This is a genomic window from Methylobacterium sp. GC_Met_2, assembly GCF_026540795.1.
In the GTDB taxonomy this organism is placed as follows: Bacteria; Pseudomonadota; Alphaproteobacteria; order Rhizobiales; family Beijerinckiaceae; genus Methylobacterium.
On record NZ_JALNUM010000031.1, the window covers coordinates 23,706 to 42,137 of the forward strand.

At 70.3% G+C, this 18,432-nt stretch carries 18 protein-coding genes; 6 read left to right on the forward strand and 12 right to left on the reverse strand.

The features are described 5' to 3' along the window. Positions 1–8 precede the first annotated feature (8 nt). The 3 genes from fliP to OXS49_RS13110 form a co-directional block, all read right to left on the reverse strand. Complete coding sequence (fliP, locus tag OXS49_RS13100) at positions 9–782, reverse strand: flagellar type III secretion system pore protein FliP (protein WP_244000904.1); 774 nt, start codon at positions 780–782, stop codon at positions 9–11. 5 nt (positions 783–787) lie between these two features. Further along, positions 788–1,855, reverse strand: a complete 1,068-nt coding sequence (locus OXS49_RS13105) for a lysylphosphatidylglycerol synthase domain-containing protein (protein ID WP_244000902.1) — start codon at positions 1,853–1,855, stop codon at positions 788–790. 63 nt (positions 1,856–1,918) lie between these two features. Next, positions 1,919–2,359: a hypothetical protein gene (locus tag OXS49_RS13110; protein WP_267424668.1), complete on the reverse strand. Its 441-nt coding sequence runs from the start codon at positions 2,357–2,359 to the stop codon at positions 1,919–1,921. Between the two features lie 284 nt (positions 2,360–2,643). On the opposite strand from OXS49_RS13110, the gene OXS49_RS13115 reads away from it, so the two are divergent. Further along, positions 2,644–3,951: a capsule biosynthesis protein gene (locus OXS49_RS13115; RefSeq protein WP_244000898.1), complete on the forward strand. Its 1,308-nt coding sequence runs from the start codon at positions 2,644–2,646 to the stop codon at positions 3,949–3,951. 99 nt (positions 3,952–4,050) lie between these two features. Continuing rightward, positions 4,051–4,335 (forward strand): hypothetical protein, encoded by a 285-nt coding sequence (locus OXS49_RS13120; RefSeq protein WP_267424669.1) that lies wholly within the window; start codon positions 4,051–4,053, stop codon positions 4,333–4,335. Between the two features lie 155 nt (positions 4,336–4,490). On the opposite strand, the gene OXS49_RS13125 is transcribed toward OXS49_RS13120, so the two are convergent. The 8 genes from OXS49_RS13125 to OXS49_RS13160 form a co-directional block, all read right to left on the reverse strand. Then, the gene (locus tag OXS49_RS13125; protein WP_267424671.1) at positions 4,491–5,849 is read right to left on the reverse strand and encodes a sigma-54 dependent transcriptional regulator; all 1,359 of its coding nucleotides are present in this window, start codon (positions 5,847–5,849) and stop codon (positions 4,491–4,493) included. An 84-nt stretch (positions 5,850–5,933) separates the two neighbouring features. Further along, positions 5,934–6,266, reverse strand: a complete 333-nt coding sequence (fliN, locus tag OXS49_RS13130) for a flagellar motor switch protein FliN (protein ID WP_243916503.1) — start codon at positions 6,264–6,266, stop codon at positions 5,934–5,936. Between the two features lie 10 nt (positions 6,267–6,276). After that, the gene (locus OXS49_RS13135; protein ID WP_267424674.1) at positions 6,277–6,888 is read right to left on the reverse strand and encodes a FliH/SctL family protein; all 612 of its coding nucleotides are present in this window, start codon (positions 6,886–6,888) and stop codon (positions 6,277–6,279) included. After that, positions 6,885–7,931, reverse strand: a complete 1,047-nt coding sequence (locus tag OXS49_RS13140) for a flagellar motor switch protein FliG (RefSeq protein ID WP_244000890.1) — start codon at positions 7,929–7,931, stop codon at positions 6,885–6,887. Before OXS49_RS13140 ends, OXS49_RS13135 begins: the two co-directional genes overlap by 4 nt. 23 nt (positions 7,932–7,954) lie before the next feature. Continuing rightward, positions 7,955–9,592, reverse strand: a complete 1,638-nt coding sequence (gene fliF, locus OXS49_RS13145) for a flagellar basal-body MS-ring/collar protein FliF (RefSeq protein ID WP_267424676.1) — start codon at positions 9,590–9,592, stop codon at positions 7,955–7,957. Positions 9,593–9,914: 322 nt separating this feature from the next. Then, the gene (locus OXS49_RS13150) at positions 9,915–10,190 is read right to left on the reverse strand and encodes a DUF1153 domain-containing protein (protein WP_007569077.1); all 276 of its coding nucleotides are present in this window, start codon (positions 10,188–10,190) and stop codon (positions 9,915–9,917) included. A gap of 91 nt (positions 10,191–10,281) precedes the next feature. Beyond that, the gene (locus OXS49_RS13155) at positions 10,282–10,965 is read right to left on the reverse strand and encodes a flagellar hook capping FlgD N-terminal domain-containing protein (RefSeq protein ID WP_244000886.1); all 684 of its coding nucleotides are present in this window, start codon (positions 10,963–10,965) and stop codon (positions 10,282–10,284) included. Positions 10,966–11,039: 74 nt separating this feature from the next. Continuing rightward, complete coding sequence (locus OXS49_RS13160; protein ID WP_267424719.1) at positions 11,040–12,665, reverse strand: flagellar hook-length control protein FliK; 1,626 nt, start codon at positions 12,663–12,665, stop codon at positions 11,040–11,042. 248 nt (positions 12,666–12,913) lie between these two features. Here OXS49_RS13160 and mnmA point away from each other — a divergent pair, with 248 nt between their 5' ends. The 4 genes from mnmA (at position 12,914) to OXS49_RS13180 (ending at position 17,361) form a co-directional block, all read left to right on the forward strand. Next, positions 12,914–14,068, forward strand: a complete 1,155-nt coding sequence (gene mnmA / locus OXS49_RS13165; RefSeq protein WP_267424721.1) for a tRNA 2-thiouridine(34) synthase MnmA — start codon at positions 12,914–12,916, stop codon at positions 14,066–14,068. A gap of 25 nt (positions 14,069–14,093) precedes the next feature. Then, a complete protein-coding gene (locus OXS49_RS13170) occupies positions 14,094–14,747 on the forward strand; it encodes a class I SAM-dependent methyltransferase (protein WP_244000880.1) in 654 nt (217 codons plus the stop codon). After that, positions 14,744–15,541, forward strand: a complete 798-nt coding sequence (locus OXS49_RS13175) for a TVP38/TMEM64 family protein (RefSeq protein WP_244000879.1) — start codon at positions 14,744–14,746, stop codon at positions 15,539–15,541. The genes OXS49_RS13170 and OXS49_RS13175 overlap by 4 nt, the downstream gene beginning before the upstream one ends. 365 nt (positions 15,542–15,906) lie before the next feature. Then, the gene (locus OXS49_RS13180; RefSeq protein ID WP_267424727.1) at positions 15,907–17,361 is read left to right on the forward strand and encodes a HAMP domain-containing sensor histidine kinase; all 1,455 of its coding nucleotides are present in this window, start codon (positions 15,907–15,909) and stop codon (positions 17,359–17,361) included. A 29-nt stretch (positions 17,362–17,390) separates the two neighbouring features. Here the strand turns inward: OXS49_RS13180 and bioB are convergent, their stop codons facing one another. After that, positions 17,391–18,392, reverse strand: coding sequence for a biotin synthase BioB (bioB, locus tag OXS49_RS13185; RefSeq protein ID WP_267424729.1), 1,002 nt, complete (start codon positions 18,390–18,392; stop codon positions 17,391–17,393). Positions 18,393–18,432: the final 40 nt, after the last annotated feature.

Consider the following 18,432-nt stretch of genomic DNA (forward strand, 5'->3'; position numbering starts at 1 on the left):
GGGCGGCGTCAGCTCCCGTAGCTCTGCACCAGCGAGCCCGCCACCAGCGTCCATCCGTCGACCAGCACGAAGAAGATCAGCTTGAATGGCAGGGAGACCGTGGCGGGCGGCAGCATCATCATGCCGATCGCCATCAGCACCGAGGCGACCACGAGGTCGATGATCAGGAACGGGATGAACAGCAGGAAGCCGATCTCGAAGGCGCGCCTCAGCTCCGAGATCATGAAGGCCGGGGTGACGATCTCGAGACCGACATCCTCGGGCCCCTTCGGCGCCGGCACCTTGGCGAGGTCGAGGAACAGCTTGAGGTCCTTCTCGCGGACGTTCTTCAGCATGAAGGTCTTGAACGGCGCCGAGGCACGCTCGAAGGCCTGGGCCTGTGTGATCCGTCCGGCGATCAGGGGTTCGATCCCGGCGCTGTAGGCGGCGCGGCCCGTCGGCGCCATCACGAAGGCGGTCAGGAACAGGGCGAGGCTGACCAGCACCGCGGTCGGCGGCGCCGTCTGGGTACCGAGTGCCGAGCGCAGGAGCGAGAGCACCACGACGATCCGGGTGAAGGCCGTGGCCATCACCAGCACCGAGGGGGCGACCGCCAGGACGGTGATCAGCGCGACGAGCTGGAGGGCGCGCTCGGTGGTGCCGCCGGCGCCGAGGTCCAGGGTGACGCTCTGGGCAAGGGCGGGCGAGGCGGCGAGCAGCGGGATCGCGGCGAGGCCCAGGCCCAGGCGCCGGAGCCTGCGCCCCCGGCCGGGGCGGGTCGGGGCTGTCGGCAGATCGGGCATCGGGGTCACGAGCGGTCGCAGGTCGGCGCGGCGGGGCGCACGCCCTCGCGGCGGGCTTCGAGATTCTGCCAGACGAGGAGCGACGGCAGGCCCAGCACCACGTCGGGCACCCGGCGGGCGAGGGACAGGGCGATGGCCGTACCGGCATCGATGCCGAACAGGCCGCAGACCAGCACGAGCCCGCCCTCCTGCACGCCGAGTCCGCTCGGGACCAGGAAGGCGGCGGCCTTGATCGCCTGGCTCAGCGACTCGATCACCAGGATGTCGGTCAGGCCGACATTGTCGACGCCGATGCAGGTGAAGACGACGAGGATTTCGGTCGCGCCGAGGAGCCAAGCCAACGCGTGCAGGGCGACCGACTGGGCGAGCCGGCCCCGCCGCCCCGGCGCCCAGACGGCATCCAGCGCCCCCTGGATGCGCTGGCGCGGTTCGGGCAGGGCTTCGGTCTCGCGCACGAAGCGCCGGCCGAGGGCGGCGATCCGCTCTTCCAGGACGCGGACGATCCCGGTCCGCTGGAGCGCGAAAAACGCTGCGACGGCGATTGCCGCAACCGCGAGGGTGCGCAGCGTCCAACCGGCGAGTTCGGCCGCCTCCGCGCCCTCGACGCGGCTCAGGAGGCCGGCCCCGAGGCCTGCGAACAGAGCGAGCGTGCCGACCTGGAACAGGAGATCGGCCAGCACCGAGGCGGCGGCGAGCGAGCCGGCCACGCCCCAGAAGGTGAGGAGCCGCGCGCCCAACACCTCGCCGCCCACCGAGGCGACCGGCAACAGGACGTTGATGCCCTCGCGCACGAAGCGCAGGATCAGGCAGGCCGAAGCCGGCGCCGGCGACAGCCCGTCGAGGATGCGCGCCCAGGCGATTCCGCACACCAACAGCACCAGCGTCCGCACCAGCGTGACGCTGAGGAAGCCCACGACGCCGATCCGGCCGAACGCCGTGGCCACCGCCTGGAGGTCGTTGGTCGCCACGAGCCAGATCGCGAAGCCCAGCCCGATCAGCGTGCCGAGCAGCGGCAGGCGGCGGACGAGGGCGCGGATGACCCGGCGCTTTCCGGATGGGCGCGCTTCCTTCACGGTCGCAGTGCGTGCGTGACGTGTCTGAAGGCGGGCACCAGGAGCGGCTCCAAGTTGTGCCGGTCAGCGCGCCGGCGGCGATTCGTCATGTGGTACCGCCGCTAGAACGGTATTGGGGCCGAATTCAGGGGACGGCCGGCACGGCGGGATGGGTTGGAGGATGGCGGCGAGCGCCTCCGCCGGCCCGGCCTCGGGATCGAGCAGGATCACGCGGCCGGCCGCGAGGCTCGCACCGGTGGCGACCGCGATAGCACGCTTCGGGCACGGGCCGAGGCAACCCGACTCGACGATGCGGAGCTTCCTCCGGGTGCCCGACGCCTCCTGGGCGGCCTGTTTCCCGGCCTTCTTCAGGAGCGCGCGCACGGCGCGCGCGCGCAGGCCCTGCCGCTTGGCGCATTTGGAGCAGACCACCACGATGTCGGTGAGCTTGGTTTTGGCCGAGCGGCCGCCAGGCCGACCGGCAGCGGGACGATCGGCGTCGCCCGTTGAGCGTGGTTCTGTCATCATCCGGAGAAAGTAGGGCGCGATACCGGCATCGGGCTAGAGCCGTGCCCGATCGCATCGCAATCGAGCGCGGCTCCAAGCTTTTGTTGTGACGCGCTCTCTTGCGCCGAACCGGTGTCCACTTCGGCGGAGAGCGCTCTCGGTCGCCCGTCGCCCCGCCCCGCAGGTCGACCCGGGCGCCATAAAAAGGGCCTAAAAGAACGGGATCCCGGTTCCGCGCACGGGCCGCCCCTTGGCCGGCGCCGCATCAGCGGAACCGGCGCAGACCCAGGAACACAGAGCGGATGAGCCTCGACGACGTCAAAGACGACACGCGCGAAAGCGAGATCGTGACGTTCGCAGCCCCGACGATGACCGAGCTGCGGCGGAGCGCGGAGACGATCCGGCCGGTTCCGGAGAAGCGCGGCGCCCAGGCTCTGGCCACCGCGATTCGCAAGCGCCTGGACTGGACCCAACTGCCCGGCCTGCGCCCGCGCCGGGAGGACACGTCGAGCTACGGCGCGCGGATCATCCGCCGCATCAGCTTGTTCGTCCTGTTGCCGACCCTCGTGGTCGGGCTGTACCTGTTCGGCTTCGCGTCGAACCAGTACGTCGCCGAGGCCCAGTTCACGGTGCGCGGCAACGTCGAACCGATGGAGAACATCTCCCTCGGCCAATACACGAACCTCATTCAGAAGCATAACAGCCAGGACAGCTTCATCGTCCGCGACTACATCGCCAGCCAGACCATGGTCGAGTCGCTCGAGAAGAGCATCGGCCTGTCCAAGATGTTCTCCCGCCAGGAGGCCGATTTCTGGACGCGGTTTGATCCGACCGACCCGATCGAGGATCTGACCCAGTATTGGCGCACGCACGTCATCGCGCATATCGACTCGATCTCGGGCGTGATCCGCCTGTCGGTTCGGGCGTTCACGCCCGAGGACGCCCTGACCATCGCCCGCGAAGTGGTCACGCGCTCCGAGGCGCTGATCAACGACATCTCAAAGCGCGCGCAGGCCGACATGGTCGTCCAGGCCGAGACCGACGCCAGAACCGCGCAGGAGCGCCTGAGCAAGGCGCACATTGCCCTGCAATCCTTCCGCAACCAGTGGGGGGTGATCGATCCGGTCAAGTCCGCCGAGGGGACGCTGGCAACCCTGACGCTGCTGAAGAAGGACAAGCTCAAGGCCGAGAACGACCTCCAGGTCCTGCGCAGCTCCAGCCTGGACGAGCGCTCGCGCTCGATCCAGACGCTCGTCGCCAACATCACGGCCATCGACCAGCAGATGAAGATCCTGCAGGACGAGATGACGAGTTCGGGCGCCGCGGGCGGTGCGAACCTGACCGAAGCGCTGCTCCAGTACGAGGGTCTGCTCGTCGAGCGGACGATCGCCGAGAAACTCGAGGAATCGGCCCATCTGCTGCTCGACCGGGCGCGGGTCGCGGCCTCCAAGCAGCATATCTTCCTGGCGACCTTCGTGCCGCCGGTCCTGCCGACGGACAGCCTCTACCCGGAGCGCGGCCACACGCTGCTGGTCGCGTTCTTCTGCTTCTTCGTGATCTGGAGCTCGTCCTCGCTTCTGATCGCGGGTATCCGCGACCAGAGAATGTAGGCGGCTGCAGCACGCCTCTGGATCCTGGGCCGCCCGGTCTGTAGAGGGGGGCGGCCCGGCGGTCCCGGCGCCCGATGGAAGAGCGAAGTCTAACGGACCATGTCGGATTTCTCCGATCTCGTCGCGAAGGCGATCCAGCCGTCGATGACCCGGGAGGAGCGCGAGGCGGTCTACACCGTTGTGCGGCAGGCCGTGCTTCGCCTGCAGGAGCGGGAAGCGCTGCCGCCCAACGATCCGCGCGTCGCGCTCCAGCGCCATCTCGTCGAGGAGACGATCCGCGACGTGGAGGGTGACGTCGCCCGCTACGCCTCGCTGCGCAAGCTCGACGCGGCCTATGCCGCTCAGAACGAGCGCGATCAGGCGGCGAAGACCGGGCGTCGGTAGATCGCGCGCAGCCTGGAAGAATACGATCCGCGGGAGCCGCACCGATGCGCTTGGCGGGTGCGGAGCCGTCCTCCCGTGCGGGCTTCGAAGATCGATGAAGGCGGGTCGGAGACGCGCATCGCCTCCAGAACCCGATCCCTCTGATCGGCGCGCCCCTATCCGAAGGCTGCGCTCCGCACGCCGCCGGGCTCCGCTACGTCGAGGCCCGACGAGACGTACTCGTTGAGCTTGTTGCGCAGGGTTCGGATCGAGATCCCGAGGATCTTGGCCGCGTGGGTGCGGTTGCCCAGGCAATGGTCGAGGGTATCGAGGATCAGGTCGCATTCGACCTGCGCCACGGTCCGTCCCACCAGCCCGCGGGTCGCGGCCTCGGCTGCCTGCGCGGCGCGTGTCGCCGGGCCCTCCAAGGCGATCGTCTCGCCGTCCGGGGACAGGATCGCCTCGGGTCCGATCGCGTCGCCGGAGGCGAGCAGAACCGCCCGGTGCAGGGTATTCTCCAGTTCGCGGACGTTGCCGCGCCAGGGGTTCTTCAGCACCAGCGCCCGCGCCTCGGCCGAGATGGGGCGGACCGACACGCCGTTCACCGCGGCGTATTTCTTGGCGAAATGCGCGGCGAGTTCGAGGATGTCGGCCGGCCGCTCGCGGAGCGGCGGCAGCTTCAGGGCCACGACGTTCAGGCGGTAGAACAGATCCTCGCGGAACGTGCCCTTGCGGACCTCCTCGGCGAGGTTGCGGTTGGAGGTGGCGAGCACCCGGATATCGACCCGCACCGGGGCCGTGCCGCCGACCCGGTCGATCACCCGCTCCTGAAGGGCGCGCAGCAGCTTGGCCTGCAGGCGCACATCCATTTCGGAGATCTCGTCCAACAGCAGCGTGCCGCCATTGGCCTCCTCGAACCGGCCGATGCGCCGGGCGACCGCGCCGGTGAACGCGCCCTTCTCGTGGCCGAACAGCTCGGATTCGAGCAAAGCCTCGGGGATCGCCGCGCAGTTGACCGAGACGAAGGGCTTGCCCGCCCGGTTGGACTTCTGGTGGACGTGCCGGGCCAGCACCTCCTTACCGGTTCCGCTCTCGCCGGTGATCAGCACCGAGGCTTCCGAGCGGGCGACCTGCTCGGCGAGCTTGACCACCCGCTCCATGGAGGGATCGCGCCACACGAAGGCGGCGCGGTCGGTGGCGACCGCCTCCAGCACCGCGGCGATCATCTCGGGGTCGGGCGGAAGCGGAATGTACTCCTTGGCGCCCGCCCGGATCGCCGCCACGGCGGCCGAGGCGTCCGCCGAGACCCCGCAGGCGACCACGGGGGTGCGGATCCGTTCCACCTCAAGGGCTGCGACGAGGGTGGCGATCGGCAGCGACACGTCGATCATGATCAGATCGGCGCCGCGGGCGCGCAGCACGTTGAGGCCCTGCGGCACGGCATCGGCCTGCGTCACGGAGGCCCCGCGCTGCATGGCGATCTTTGAGGCGGTGATCAGTTCGCCGTTCAGCCGCCCGATTATCAGGAGCCGCATGGTTCGTTCCTCTCAGAGCTCATGGCGCGGACAGCCCCCGGCGCCCGCGTCCCAAAAATCACGCGCCCGGACTACTCGCCCGGACTACTCGCCCTTGACGATCTCGGTCATCGTCACGCCGAGCCGGTCCTCGACGAGAACGACCTCGCCGCGGGCGACCAGCCGGTTGTTGACGAACACGTCGATCGCCTCGCCGACCTTCCGGTCGAGTTCGAGCACGGCGCCGGGCGCCATCCGGAGCAGGTCGCCGATCGGCATCCGGGCGGAGCCCAGCACCGCCGAGACCATCACGGGCACGTCGAACAGCTGCTCGAGATCGGCGGCGGTCTTCGGCGTGGTCGGCGCGTCGCGGATCGAGCCGGCCGCGTAGTCGGTGTCGTTCTCGCCGAGCTGGGGCAGGCTGAAATCGTCGGACATCGGGCTTCCTTCAGGAATTCTGAGCCAGGCCGAGGGCGTCCAGAACCGCCGCCTCGATGCGGGCGCGCTCCCGCACGATGCCGCCGTCGGCCCATTCGATGCGGGCATCGCCCGCCGCCATCTCGGGGTCGCCGAGCACGACGAGGCGGCCTTCGTAGCCGCGCTCGCGCGCCAGGCGCTTCATAAGGGTCTCGGCCTCCTCGACCAGGCTGTCGTGGACCCGCACAACGAGGTGGGGCACGCCGCGCAGGTGCGGGAGGGCGGCGCGCGCCGCCTCGCCGATGCCGGCGAGCGGGGCCGCGTCGAGCGCGTCGCCGGCGACCTTCCGGGCGATCAGCATCGCCACCTCGACGGCCTGCACCTCGCGCTCGGCATCCCGGGCGTCGGCCTGGGCGATGAGGCCCGCCGCAGCCAGCGCCAGCCGGTTCAGAGCGTCGGCGAGCCGGCCCTGGATCTGCGCCTCGGCCTGGATGCGGCCTTCGTGGAGGCCGCGGGCATGGGCGTCCACCTCGGCGCGGGCGGCGGCCTCGGCGGCGCGCTGGGCCTCGGCGCTGGGACGCCCGCTGCGGAAGTCGTTTTCGAACAGGAACGGCTTGGCGCTCCGAGCGGTCTGGGCGCTCAATAGACCAGCTCCTCCTCGGCGCTATTCTTGGCGATCATGATCTCGCCCTTCTCGGCCAGGTCCTTGGCGATCTCGGTCATCCGCGTCTGCGCCTCGTCCACCTCCTTGAGGCGGACCGGGCCGAGGGAGGCCATCTCGTCCGTGAGGTTCTTGGCCGCGCGGGTCGACATCTGCTTCATGAAGAAGGCCCGGGTCGGCTCGTTGGCGCCCTTGAGCGCCCGGCAGAGCGTTTCGCCCTCGATCGAGCGCATCAGGGTCTGGACGCTGCCCGGATCGAGCTTCAGCAGATCCTCGAAGGTGAACATCAGCTCGCGGATGCGCTTGGCCGAGCCGCGATTCGCCTGATCGAGGGCTGCGAGGAAGCGACCCTCCGTCTGCCGGTCGAAGGCGTTGAACACGTCGGCCATCATCTCGTGCGCGTCGCGGCGCTGGGTCTGCGCGATGGTCGAGACGAACTCGACCCGCAGCGTCTCCTCGATGTGGCGCAGGGCCTCCTTCTGCACCGTCTCCATGCGCAGCATCCGGTTGAGGCAGTCGATCGCGAAATCCTCGGGGAGGATGGTCAGCACCTTGGCGGCGTAGTCGGCCCGCACCCGCGACAGCACCACCGCCACGGTCTGCGGGTACTCGTTGCGCAGGAACGAGGCGAGGATCTCCGGATCGACCTGGGCGATCGAGGCCCAGACCCGCTTGCCGGACGCGCCCTTGATCTCCGCCATGATCAGCGAGACCTGATCGCTTGGGAAGATCTTCAGGAGCAGCGCCTCGGTCCGCTCGAAGTTCGACGAGATGCCGCCGCTGTTGCTCAGCTTCGTCACGAACTCGATGATCAGCCGCTCGACGGTGGCGACCTCCAGCGTGCCGAGCTGGACCATCGCGTGGCTGACCTTCTTGACCTCCTCCTCCTCCAGCATCTGCCAGATCGGCGCGCCTTCCTCCTCGCCGAGCATCAGCAGGAGCGCGGCCGCGCGCTGCGGACCGGGCATGGACGCGAAGGAATCGCCGCCCACCGTCGCCAGGGTATTTGCCAGACCTGCCGCCATCGTGCTGCCCTCGACGCCCTACGCTACTCTTCCTGGATCCAGCCGCGCAGCACCTCGACGGTCTCGGCGGGGCTCGCCCGGACCATGTCGACCACGCGCTGGACGGTTTCGGCCTGGACCTGGCCGTTGATCTTGGCGAACTCCATCAGCCGGGCGGTGGGATTGTCCCGGTCGATCATCGTGATGGTCCCCCCCGCAGGCCCCGCGACCGCCGCGGCATCGGCCGCGATGCCCATGCCCCCCGCCGCGGCGAGCGACGGCGGGGCCGGCACCGGCGCCAGCACCTGCCGCAACAGCGGGCGCACCACGGTGAGCAGGACGATCAGGGTCAGGAGCGCCAGCACGGCGAGCTCGGCCATGCGCAGCACATCCTCCTTGGTGGGGGCGAGCAGCGACTGGATCAGCGTCGGCTCGCTGAATTGCGGCAGGCTCGGCGCCTCGGCGAAGCGGAGATTGACGACCTCGATCTGATCGCCGCGGGCCTTGTCGAACCCGACCGCGCTGCGCACCAGGGCGGTGATCCGCTCGATCTCGGCGGGCGCGCGGGGGCTGTAGGTCTGCTTCCCGTCGGCCGTGGGCGCGTAGACGCCGTCGACCACCACGGCCACCGACAGGCGCTTGATCCGACCGCCTTCGGCGATTTCGGTCTTGGTCACCCGGGAGATCTCGTAATTCGTGGTCTCCTCGTTCTTGTTGGTCGCGTCCTTGGGAGCCGGCGCCTTGTCGGTGGCGTTGGCGCCGGGCAATTCGTTGCCGACGCTGACCTGCCCGTCGGCGTTGCTGGTCTGCGAGGATTCGGTCCGCGTCTGGGCGGAGCGGACGACGCGGCTCTCGGGGTCGAAGGTTTCGGAGCGGCTCTCGGTCCGGTTGTGGTCGAGCTCGGCGTTGACCTGCACCCGGGCCCGGCCCGGCCCGACGATGCCGGCGACCACATCCTCGATCTGGCCGCGCAGGCGCCGCTCCAGGCCGACCTGCCGGTCCTCGTAGCCGCCGGCGACGTCGGCCTCGGCGTCCCGGGCCCCATCCGCCAGCAGACGGCCGCGCTCGTCGACGATCGAGACCCGCTCGGGCTTCAGCCCCTCCACCGCGGAGGCGACGAGATGGCGGATCGCCCGGACCTGCCCGGCATCGAGGTCGCCCATCAGCTTCAGCACGATGGCGGCGCTCGGGCTCTCCCGGTCGCGCTCGAACAGGCGCCGCTCCGGCAGGACGAGGTGGACGCGCGCCGCCTGGACCCGGCCGATCGCCCGGATCGAACGGGCGAGCTCCCCCTCCAGGGCGCGCAGGTGGTTCACGTTCTGCACGAAGTTGGTGGACGAGAACGCGTCGCCCTTGTCGAAGATCTCGTAGCCGACGCCGGCCTGGGTCGGGAGGCCCTTGCCGGCGAGGTCCATGCGCAGCTTGGCGAGGTCGCCCCGGGGTGCCAGGATCGTCTGGCCGGCCTCGCCCCGCGTCTCGTAGCGGATGCCGCGGCTGTCGAGGTCGCGGACGACGGACGCCGAATCCTGCATCGACAGGTCGGAGAACAGCACGCCCATGTCGGGGCGCGAGACCCGCAGGATGATGAACGCGAAGAAGCCGATGAGCGTGAGCGTCACCGCCGCCATGGCGGCGATGCGGGCCGGTCCGAGCTTCGTGACGAGATCGAGGACCGGCTTCACGGGCGGCTTCGCTGCACTCTGAACGCGAGGCGGGCCCTGGCGGCTCGCCCGGCAGAATTTGCCCAGGTCGTGGTTAGCGCGGCGTTAATGCCCGGACCTGCAGTTGCACGCAGCCGGTGGGCAGAGCCGTTCACGGTCGCGAGGCGACCGTGCGCTGCTCTCAGCCTTTGCTTCGACGCGCCCTCTTGCGCCGAACCGGTGTCCACTTCGTCGGAGGTCGCTTTCAACGCCACGAAGCCGCGCCCGGGGTCGGGACGCGGCTTCGCGAGACTTCGGGACCTGTCGGCTCGGGCGAACTGGCCCATCCCTGAAGACGCCCGGATCAGTGCCGGTAATGTTGGATCCGTGTGGTCCGCAGACCGGCGAGCCCGTGCTGGTCGATGGAGAACTGCCAGCTCAGGAATTCCTCGGTGGTCAGGGTATAGCGCTTGCAGGCCTCCTCAAGGCTCAGGAGGCCGCCGCGCACCGCGGCCACCACCTCGGCCTTGCGCCGGATCACCCAACGGCGGGTGCTCGGGGGCGGGAGGTCCGCGATGGTCAAAGGACTGCCGTCGGGCCCGATCACGTACTTTACTCTCGGGCGGCTAGGTTCGGTCATGATACGCTCTACACTCGACTGACCTGTCGAGGCTTCAAGGTACTTGCGCCCGCTTAAGAGATGTTGAAGCGCGTCGCTCGAATGTGATTCGTTAAGCGCCACTTGTGGACAACCCGATCGTCTGCACACTCGACAGCGGCACTTTCTGCGAGCCGATCAGCAGAACCGGCGAAGAGCCGCTGAGATCGACTTCGTCCACCGTCCCCGACAGGCTGGTATCGACCGCGACGGTGGATCCGGTGGCGTCCGTGGCCGAGACCTTGATCGAATAGGTGCCATCGGGTGCGGTCAGACCGGCCGAGGTTTTGCCGTTCCACGTGTAGGCTTGGCTTCCGGCGGCGAGCGACGTCGCCTGCGTCGCCACGACGTTGCTGTTGGAATCAAGGATCGTGATCACCGCCTTCGAGGCGGCGCGGGCCGGGGTCAGCGTCCAGGCGGCCGAGCCGCCCGAGAGCTGCGAGGACGCCCCGCTCGCCGTTATGGTCTTGCCGATGTAGCTCGTCGCCGTGGCCGAGCTCGCCGATTGCGAGGCGGTGAGGATGTTGTCGAGGCGGTCATTGGTCTTGAGCTGCTGCTCGACGCCGGCGAACTGCACGAGCTGCTGCGTGAACTGGTTGGTATCCATCGGGTCGAGGGGGTTCTGGTTCTTGAGCTGCGTGGTGAGCAGCGTCAGGAACTGCGTGAAGTTGCTGGCGATCTCGGTCGCGTTCCCGCTCTTCGACGCCGCGCTGGTCGCCGATGCCGTGCTGGCGAGGCCCGATATGCCGCTGGTCATGCTGGTCTCTCCCGTGCCGCGCCCAAGCGCGGGCGCACGATGATGGCGTGTCGTTCGGCGAGGGGCCGCCGCGCCTAGATCCTGATGTCGAGACCGCCGTAGCCGCGCAGCCATCGCGTCGGGGCGATCTCCTGCGGGGCTTCGGCCTGATCCCGGGTCCAGCCGGCGGACCCGCCCTGGGGGGAGCCGCCCTGTTGGCCGTTGCCGCCGCCGGTCTGCGCGCTGCCGTCGCCGCGCAGGGACAGGTTCAGGCCGCCGGCCGATGGATCGAGGCCGGCCTGCGTCAGGGCCTGTTGCAGCTGGTTCGCATCGCGCTGGAGCATCGCCAGGGTCTCCGGCCGATCGACCACGAGGTGCGTCGTGACCGTCCCGCGGGCCTTGTCGATTTCAAGCTTGACGTCGACCCGCCCGAGTTCGATCGGATCGAGCCGGATCTGGAAGGCGTTCGATCCGTTCAGCGAGCGCAGGCCGATGGTCATCGGGACCTGCCCGATCGGGATCGCCGGATCGGGCTGGGCGGGCGCTGTCGGCTGAACGGGTACAGCCTGCGCGGCGGCCGCGGACCCGGCGGATGCCGTCGCCGCCGGTAACCCGCCCGGATTGGCCAAGCCCGCCGCCTGCGGCGCAGGGCCGGCCGCACCGGAAGCGGAGGACTGGCCAGCAGCCTGACCGGCATCGGCCAGGGCGGCGAGGAAATCCGCGCCAGGGTTGGCCGCAGGCGTCGTCGGATCGCCCGTGCCGGTCTGAACGGTCGCGACTGGGCTGGCTCCCGGATTGACCGGCTCGGATCGCGCCGCGCCCGCCGCGGCCCCCTTCGTGCCGACACCCGGCCCGGCGATCCCCGTAACCGTCGTCTCCGGCGCAGCATCGACCGTGCCCGTCCGGGAGGGCGTTGGCGCTGGTCCGATAGAGGCCGAGAGGGCCGCTCCGGCGCCGGCCGGGAGCGTGGCTGTAATGCTCTCCTTGCCGGCCGTGTCCGGTTCCGGAGCCTGAGCTTTGGTCGTAGCGCTGTTGATGGTCGCGCCGCCCGACATCGCGGCAAGCAGGCTCAGCAGCGTGGCGGTGGGATCGGGCGGCGCAGCTTGCGCCGGGGCCTCGACCTGGCTCGCCTGTGCCTGGGGTTCGGCCGGGCCGGGGGTATCGGCGTCCGTGACCGGCGTGTCGGCCACCGAATCCTGCACCGGCGTGCCGGCCGTTGCGACCTTCAGGGGGGCCTGTGCGTCCTGCGGGGTGGGCTCTGATGGCGTGCGCGGCGCCGCCGAAGCGGATGGCTCCGGGTGCGGAGCGGGCGCGGCAACGGGATCCTCGGCGCGTGGAGCGGCTGCCGGTGCGGGCGTACCGGGCGTCACCGCGGTCGCGGCTTTCTTCGGCAGGGCGGCAGCCGAACGCGTCTCCGCAGTTCGGGCCTCGGCCTGCGCGGCTGCGTCGCGGTTCCGCTCCGAAACCGTCCGGGCGGCGTCGGTTTCCGCGCGCTGCGTCGCCTGCCGCGTCCGCGTCGCGTCGGCGGCATCGCGCTGGCCGGCCGAACGGGCCTGCGTGACTGCGGCGTCGTCCCGGATTCGGGCGGCGTCGAGGGCCGCGCCGAACCGGTCCTGCGTGGACGTGCCGGACCGCGCGGCGATGCCCGCCGCGTCCCAGCTCGTCCGCGTGGATGGGATCCACGCGGTCACGTCCAACCGATCCGTCGCACCGCTCGCCATTCCGGGCTCCTCTTGAGGGCGATGCAGCAAGGTGCGCGCCAACGATGCGCCGAGCCAAGAAACTGACAAATAGAGGTTTTTTTGAAATCGAAGGGCGGGCCCAAGGTCGAAGCTGCCGCCTGCCCGGCAGGATCTGCCGGGCGGCCGCACCGGAGCGGGCCGTTCACGCTGGAAAGCCGGGCGGACTCCCGCTATAGACGCCCCGTGCAGCCAGGAAGCTTCCGGGCAGGCGGCTGCGGATCCTCGTGATGAACGCCCTCGATCTCCCCAAAGCCCCCCACGAGACGCGCGTCGTCGTCGCCATGTCGGGCGGCGTCGATTCCTCCGTGGTCGCCGGGCTCCTGAAGCGCCAGGGCTTCGACGTGGTCGGCGTCACGCTCCAGCTCTACGACCATGGCGCGGCGAGCCATCGCAAGGGCGCGTGTTGCGCCGGGCAGGACATCCACGACGCGCGGGCGGCTGCCGAGCATCTCGGCATTCCGCATTACGTCCTCGACTACGAGGATCGGTTCCGCGACGCGGTGATCGAGAAATTCGCCGAGAGCTACCTCGCGGGCGAGACGCCGATCCCCTGCGTCGAGTGCAATCGCACGGTGAAGTTCCGCGATCTCCTGGGCCTCGCCCGGGATCTGAACGCGGACGCCCTGGCCACCGGCCATTACGTGGCGAGCCGGGCGCTGCCGGGTGGTGGCCGGGCGCTGCACCGCGCCCTCGATCCCGCCCGGGACCAGAGTTATTTCCTGTACGCGACCACCGCCGAGCAGCTGGACTTCCTGCGCTTCCCGCTGGGCGAGATGGAGAAGACCGCGACCCGGGCCCTCGCGAAGGACCTCGGCCTGTCGCTGGCCGAGAAGCCCGACAGCCAGGATATCTGCTTCGTGCCGCAGGGCCGCTACAGCGACGTGATCGCCCGCCTGCGCCCGGACGCGGCGCGGCCCGGCGAGATCGTCGACCTCGCGGGCCATGTCCTCGGCCGCCACGAGGGCATCGTGCATTATACGGTCGGCCAGCGCCGGGGCCTCGGCCTTTCAGGGGCCGAGCCGCTCTACGTGGTGCGGCTGGAGCCGGATACCGCCCGGGTGGTCGTCGGCCCCCGGACCGCCCTCGCCACCGCCCGTATCCGCCTCTCGGAGCTGAACTGGCTCGGCGAGGGGCCGGCCGAAGCCGTGCGCGACCTCCCCGTGGCTGTGCGCGTGCGCTCGACCCGGCCGCCCCGCCCGGCGACCCTCACGGTCGGGCCGGACGGCGCCGCCGAGGTGGTGCTCGCCGAGCCGGAGGACGGCGTGTCGCCGGGCCAGGCCTGCGCGATCTACGCGGATGACGGCCCCCGCGCCCGGGTGCTCGGTGGCGGCACCATCCGGCGCGTCGACGCGTTGTCGGCCCGGCCTCGCGAGGCCGCCTGATCTCAATCTCTGGAATGTCCGAACGATGCTGAGCGAGCCGCAGACGGCCGGGCCGAGCACGGCCCTGATGCGCAAGGCCTACGCGCGCTGGGCCCCCGTCTACGACGTGGTCTACGACAAGCTCACCGAGCCCGCCGCCCGCGCGGCCGTGGAGGCCGCCGCCGAGCATGGCCCGCGGATCCTGGAGGCCGGCGTCGGTACCGGGCTGGCGCTCGGCTACTATCCGAAGGCGAGCTTCGTCTGCGGCGTCGACCTCTCGGAGGACATGCTCAAGCGCGCCCGCGCCAAGGTCCGGCGCCGGAACCTGGCCCACGTGAAGGGGCTGCAGGTGATGGATGTCTGCCACCTGGGCTACGCCGATGCGAGCTTCGACGCCGTGGTGGCGCAGTTCCTGATCACCCTGGTGCCGGACCCCGAGGCAGCGATGTCCGAGTTCCTGCGCGTGGTGCGGCCCGGCGGTGGCATCGTGCTGGCCAACCATTTCGGCCAGAGCGACGGCCCCTTGGCCCGGGTCGAAGAGATCGTGGCGCCGCTCTGCACCAAGATCGGCTGGTCCTCGGACTTCAAGGCCACGCGGATCGAGGCCTGGGCCCGGCGCAACGGCGTCGAGGTGCTGGGCCTGAAGCCGACCTTCCCGGGCGGGTTCTTCAAGATCCTGCGGATGCGCAAGTCCGGGTGAGCGAGGTTCTGCCCGTCGCCGGGGCCCCCCGCGAGGGCCGCTGGAAGCGTGTCCGGCGCTGGCTGCCGCTCGTGCTGCTGATCGGCATCTCGACCATCGTCCTCGTCTCGGGCGCGGCGCAACTCCTGAGCCTCGACCGCTTGCTCGCCTCCCGGGCGTGGCTGCGGGGATACGTCGAGGCCGATTATGGCCGCGCGCTGGTCTCGGCCTACTGCCTTTACGTCGGGGCTGTGGTTGTGTCGGTGCCGGCCACGCTGATCCTCACCATGATCTGCGGCTTCCTGTTCGGGATCGTGCCGGGGGCGCTGACCGCGCTCTGCGCCGCAACCACGGGGGCGGCGATCGTGTTCACCATCGGCCGGGGGCCCGGCGCCGACCTGCTCCGCCGGATGGGCGGGACCCGCCTCGCGGGCCTCGCCGAGGGTTTTCGCCGTGACGCCTTCGGTTACATCGCGGTCCTGCGGTTGCTGCCGCTGTTCCCGTTCTGGGTCACGAATCTCGCGCCTGCCGCCTTCGGGGTGAAGATGCGGGTCTTCGTGCTGGCGACCTTCCTGGGATTGCTGCCCGGGGTCTTCGTGTACGCCACCACGGGGGCGGGGATCGAGGATGTGGTCGCCGCCCACGAGGCCGCCCGGACGGCCTGCCTGGCTACGGCCGCAACCGATTGTGACCGGTCCCTGACCCTGCGGGACCTCGTGACGCCCAAGATGGTGGCGGGTCTCGTGATGCTGGCCGCCTTCGCACTGGTCAGCATGGCCCTCGGTCGGCGCGCCCGGCGCCGTTCTGAGACGTGATTTGCGGACGCGGATCCCGCATCGACGCGAGAGAGCGCGTCAAAACAACGACGTGCCGCTATTCCCAAGTGCAGGGCGTGCCGAAAAGGCACTTGGGCTGTCGGGTCAAATGTTCGGGTCCGCCGGATTGCAATGCGATCGAGCGACCGTGCCAGGACGCGCGGACGGTTCCCAACCGTGAATCCGGTGGCGATGGCAGATGCAACCGCTGGCGGGCCATTACATTATAGTGCTCGCGGCCTAGAGGCTGTATCGCCTGCAAGACCGTGGCTTGTGAACATGTCCCCCGCGAAGGCCGGAACCGGCTCGAGCAACCACCGCCGTCTCGTTCCGCCTCCGCGACGCCCGCGCGGAGCGTGACCGGCATGACGCTCGAGTCCGACACCGCGGTCGCGACGGCCGCCGTGCCAATCCCGGTCCAGACCCGCGACGGGTCCGACCGGCGCAGGCTGCGCCTGGGCCTGTCCGGCCGGCTGTTCCTCGTCACCGTGGCGTTCGTGGCGGTGGCGGAGGTGCTGACCTACGTGCCGGCAGTGGCCAATTATCGGATCGAGTGGATGTCGGATCGGCTGGCGGCCGCGCAGGTCGCCGCCCTGGTCCTCGACGGCCGGACGGGCGAGCCGGTCTCGGAGGCGCTGGAGAGCCGGCTGCTTGCCGGGGTCAACGCCCGCGCCATCGCGGTCCGCGGCGGCGGCACGCAGCGCTTGCTCGCCATCGAGGCGGTGCCGGAACGCGTCGCCGATACCGTCGACCTGCGCGATGTCACGGCTTTCTCGGCGATCCGCGGGGCGTGGCGGACCCTGGTGGCCCCGACGCAGGAGCCGATCCGCGTTGTCGGGGAAGGGGGGATCGGCTTCGATCGGGTCGAGATCCTGCTCGATGAGGCGCCGCTCCGCTCGGCCATGGTCGATTACGCCCTGCGGCTGCTGGTCTCCTCGCTGATCATCGCGGCCTCGGCGGCGGGGCTGGTCTTCGTGGTGCTTCAGGTCCTGATCGTGCGCCCGGTGCGGCGGCTGGTGACCAGCATCACCGCCTTCGCGGACGATCCGGAGGATGCCGGCCGGATCATCGCGCCGTCCCGCCGCAGCGACGAGATCGGGCAGGCCGAGCTGGCGCTCGGGCGGATGCAGCGCAGCCTCGCCGATCAGCTCCGGCAGAAGCGGCGGCTGGCCGAGCTGGGCCTCGCCGTGAGCAAGATCAGCCACGAATTGCGCAACCTTCTCACCGGCGCGCAATTGCTCGGCGATCGTCTGGAAGGCACCGCCGATCCCACGGTCCAGCGCGTCGCGCCGCGCCTCGTCGACACGCTCGCCCGCGCGATCCGCTTCTGCGAGGCGACGCTCGCCTATGGCCGGGTGAGCGAGCGGGCGCCGCGCCTCGTCCGGACGACGCTGGCGCCGATCTTCGCCGAGCTCCCGGACCTTGCCGCGCTGTCGGCACATCCCGTAGCCGTGCAGGTGGCGGCGGGCGGCCTGTCCGTCCAGGCCGATCCGGAGCAGCTGGGGCGGGCGCTGGCCAACCTCGTCCGCAACGCCGTGCAGGCCCTCGATGGGGCCAAAGTCGCCGACGCCACGGTGCGGGTCACGGCCGCGCGCGAGGAGCCGGGGCGGATCATCATTCTGGTTGCCGATAACGGCCCCGGACTGCCGGCGCGCGCCCGGGAAAACCTGTTCGAACCGTTTGCCGGCTCGACGCGGTCCGGCGGAACGGGGCTCGGCCTGCCGATCGCTGCCGAGCTGATCGGGATCATGGGCGGCACGCTGACTCTCGACACCTGCGAGGACGGGGCGCGGTTCCGGATCGTGCTGGCCGAGGGCTGAAGCCTTTATCCCGCCCTCGGGACGGAGCCCTATTCCGCAGCCGCCAGGACCGGCTCGGCGACGCGAATGCCGAGATCGGCCAGCAGGGCCGCATCCGCATCCGCTTCGGCGTTGGCGGTGGTGAGCAGCCGCTCGCCGTAGAAGATCGAGTTGGCCCCTGCCAGGAAGCACAAAGCCTGCGCCTCCCGGCTGAGCGCCCGCCGGCCTGCGCTGAGCCGGACCCGGGCGCGGGGCATCACGATGCGGGCGGTGGCGCACATGCGCACCATGTCGAACGGGTCGATCGCCTCGGCTGTGTCGCCCAGCGGCGTACCGGCGACTGCCGCCAGCGCGTTGATCGGCACGCTTTCCGGGTGCGGCGCGTGGTTGGCCAGCACGTGCAGCATCGCCACGCGGTCGCTCGATCCCTCACCCAGGCCGATAATGCCGCCGCAGCAGACGCCAATCCCCGCCGCGCGTACCCGATCCAGCGTGTTCAGCCGGTCCTCGTAGGTCCGGGTCGAGACGATCTTGTCGTAATAGTCCGGTCCCGTATCGAGGTTGTGGTTGTAGGCCGTCAGCCCGGCCTCGGCGAGGCGCTCGGCCTGGCTCGCCGTCAGCATGCCGAGCGTGACGCAGGCCTCCATGCCGAGGCCGCGCACCCCGCGGACCATGGCGAGAACCGCGTCGAAATCCGGCCCGTCCTTGGGGCTGCGCCACGCTGCGCCCATGCAGAACCGGGTCGCGCCGGACGCCTTGGCGGCGGCGGCCTCAGCCAGCACGGTCTCCACCGGCATCAGGCGCTGGCGCGGCAGCCCGGTCTCCTTGTGGTGGGCCGATTGCGAGCAGTAGCCGCAATCCTCCGGGCAGCCGCCGGTCTTGATCGACAACAGGCTCGCGCGCTGGACATCGGCCGGGTCGTTGTACGCTCGATGCACGGTGGCGGCCCGATGCACGAGATCGAGCAGCGGCAGGTCGTGGATCGCCTGGATCTCCGCCACGGTCCAATCGTGGCGGATGTCCTGCGGGTACGGGGTGGTGACTTGGCTCATGGTGCCTTTGAGTGGGATCGGCGCAAAAAAATCAAGCACC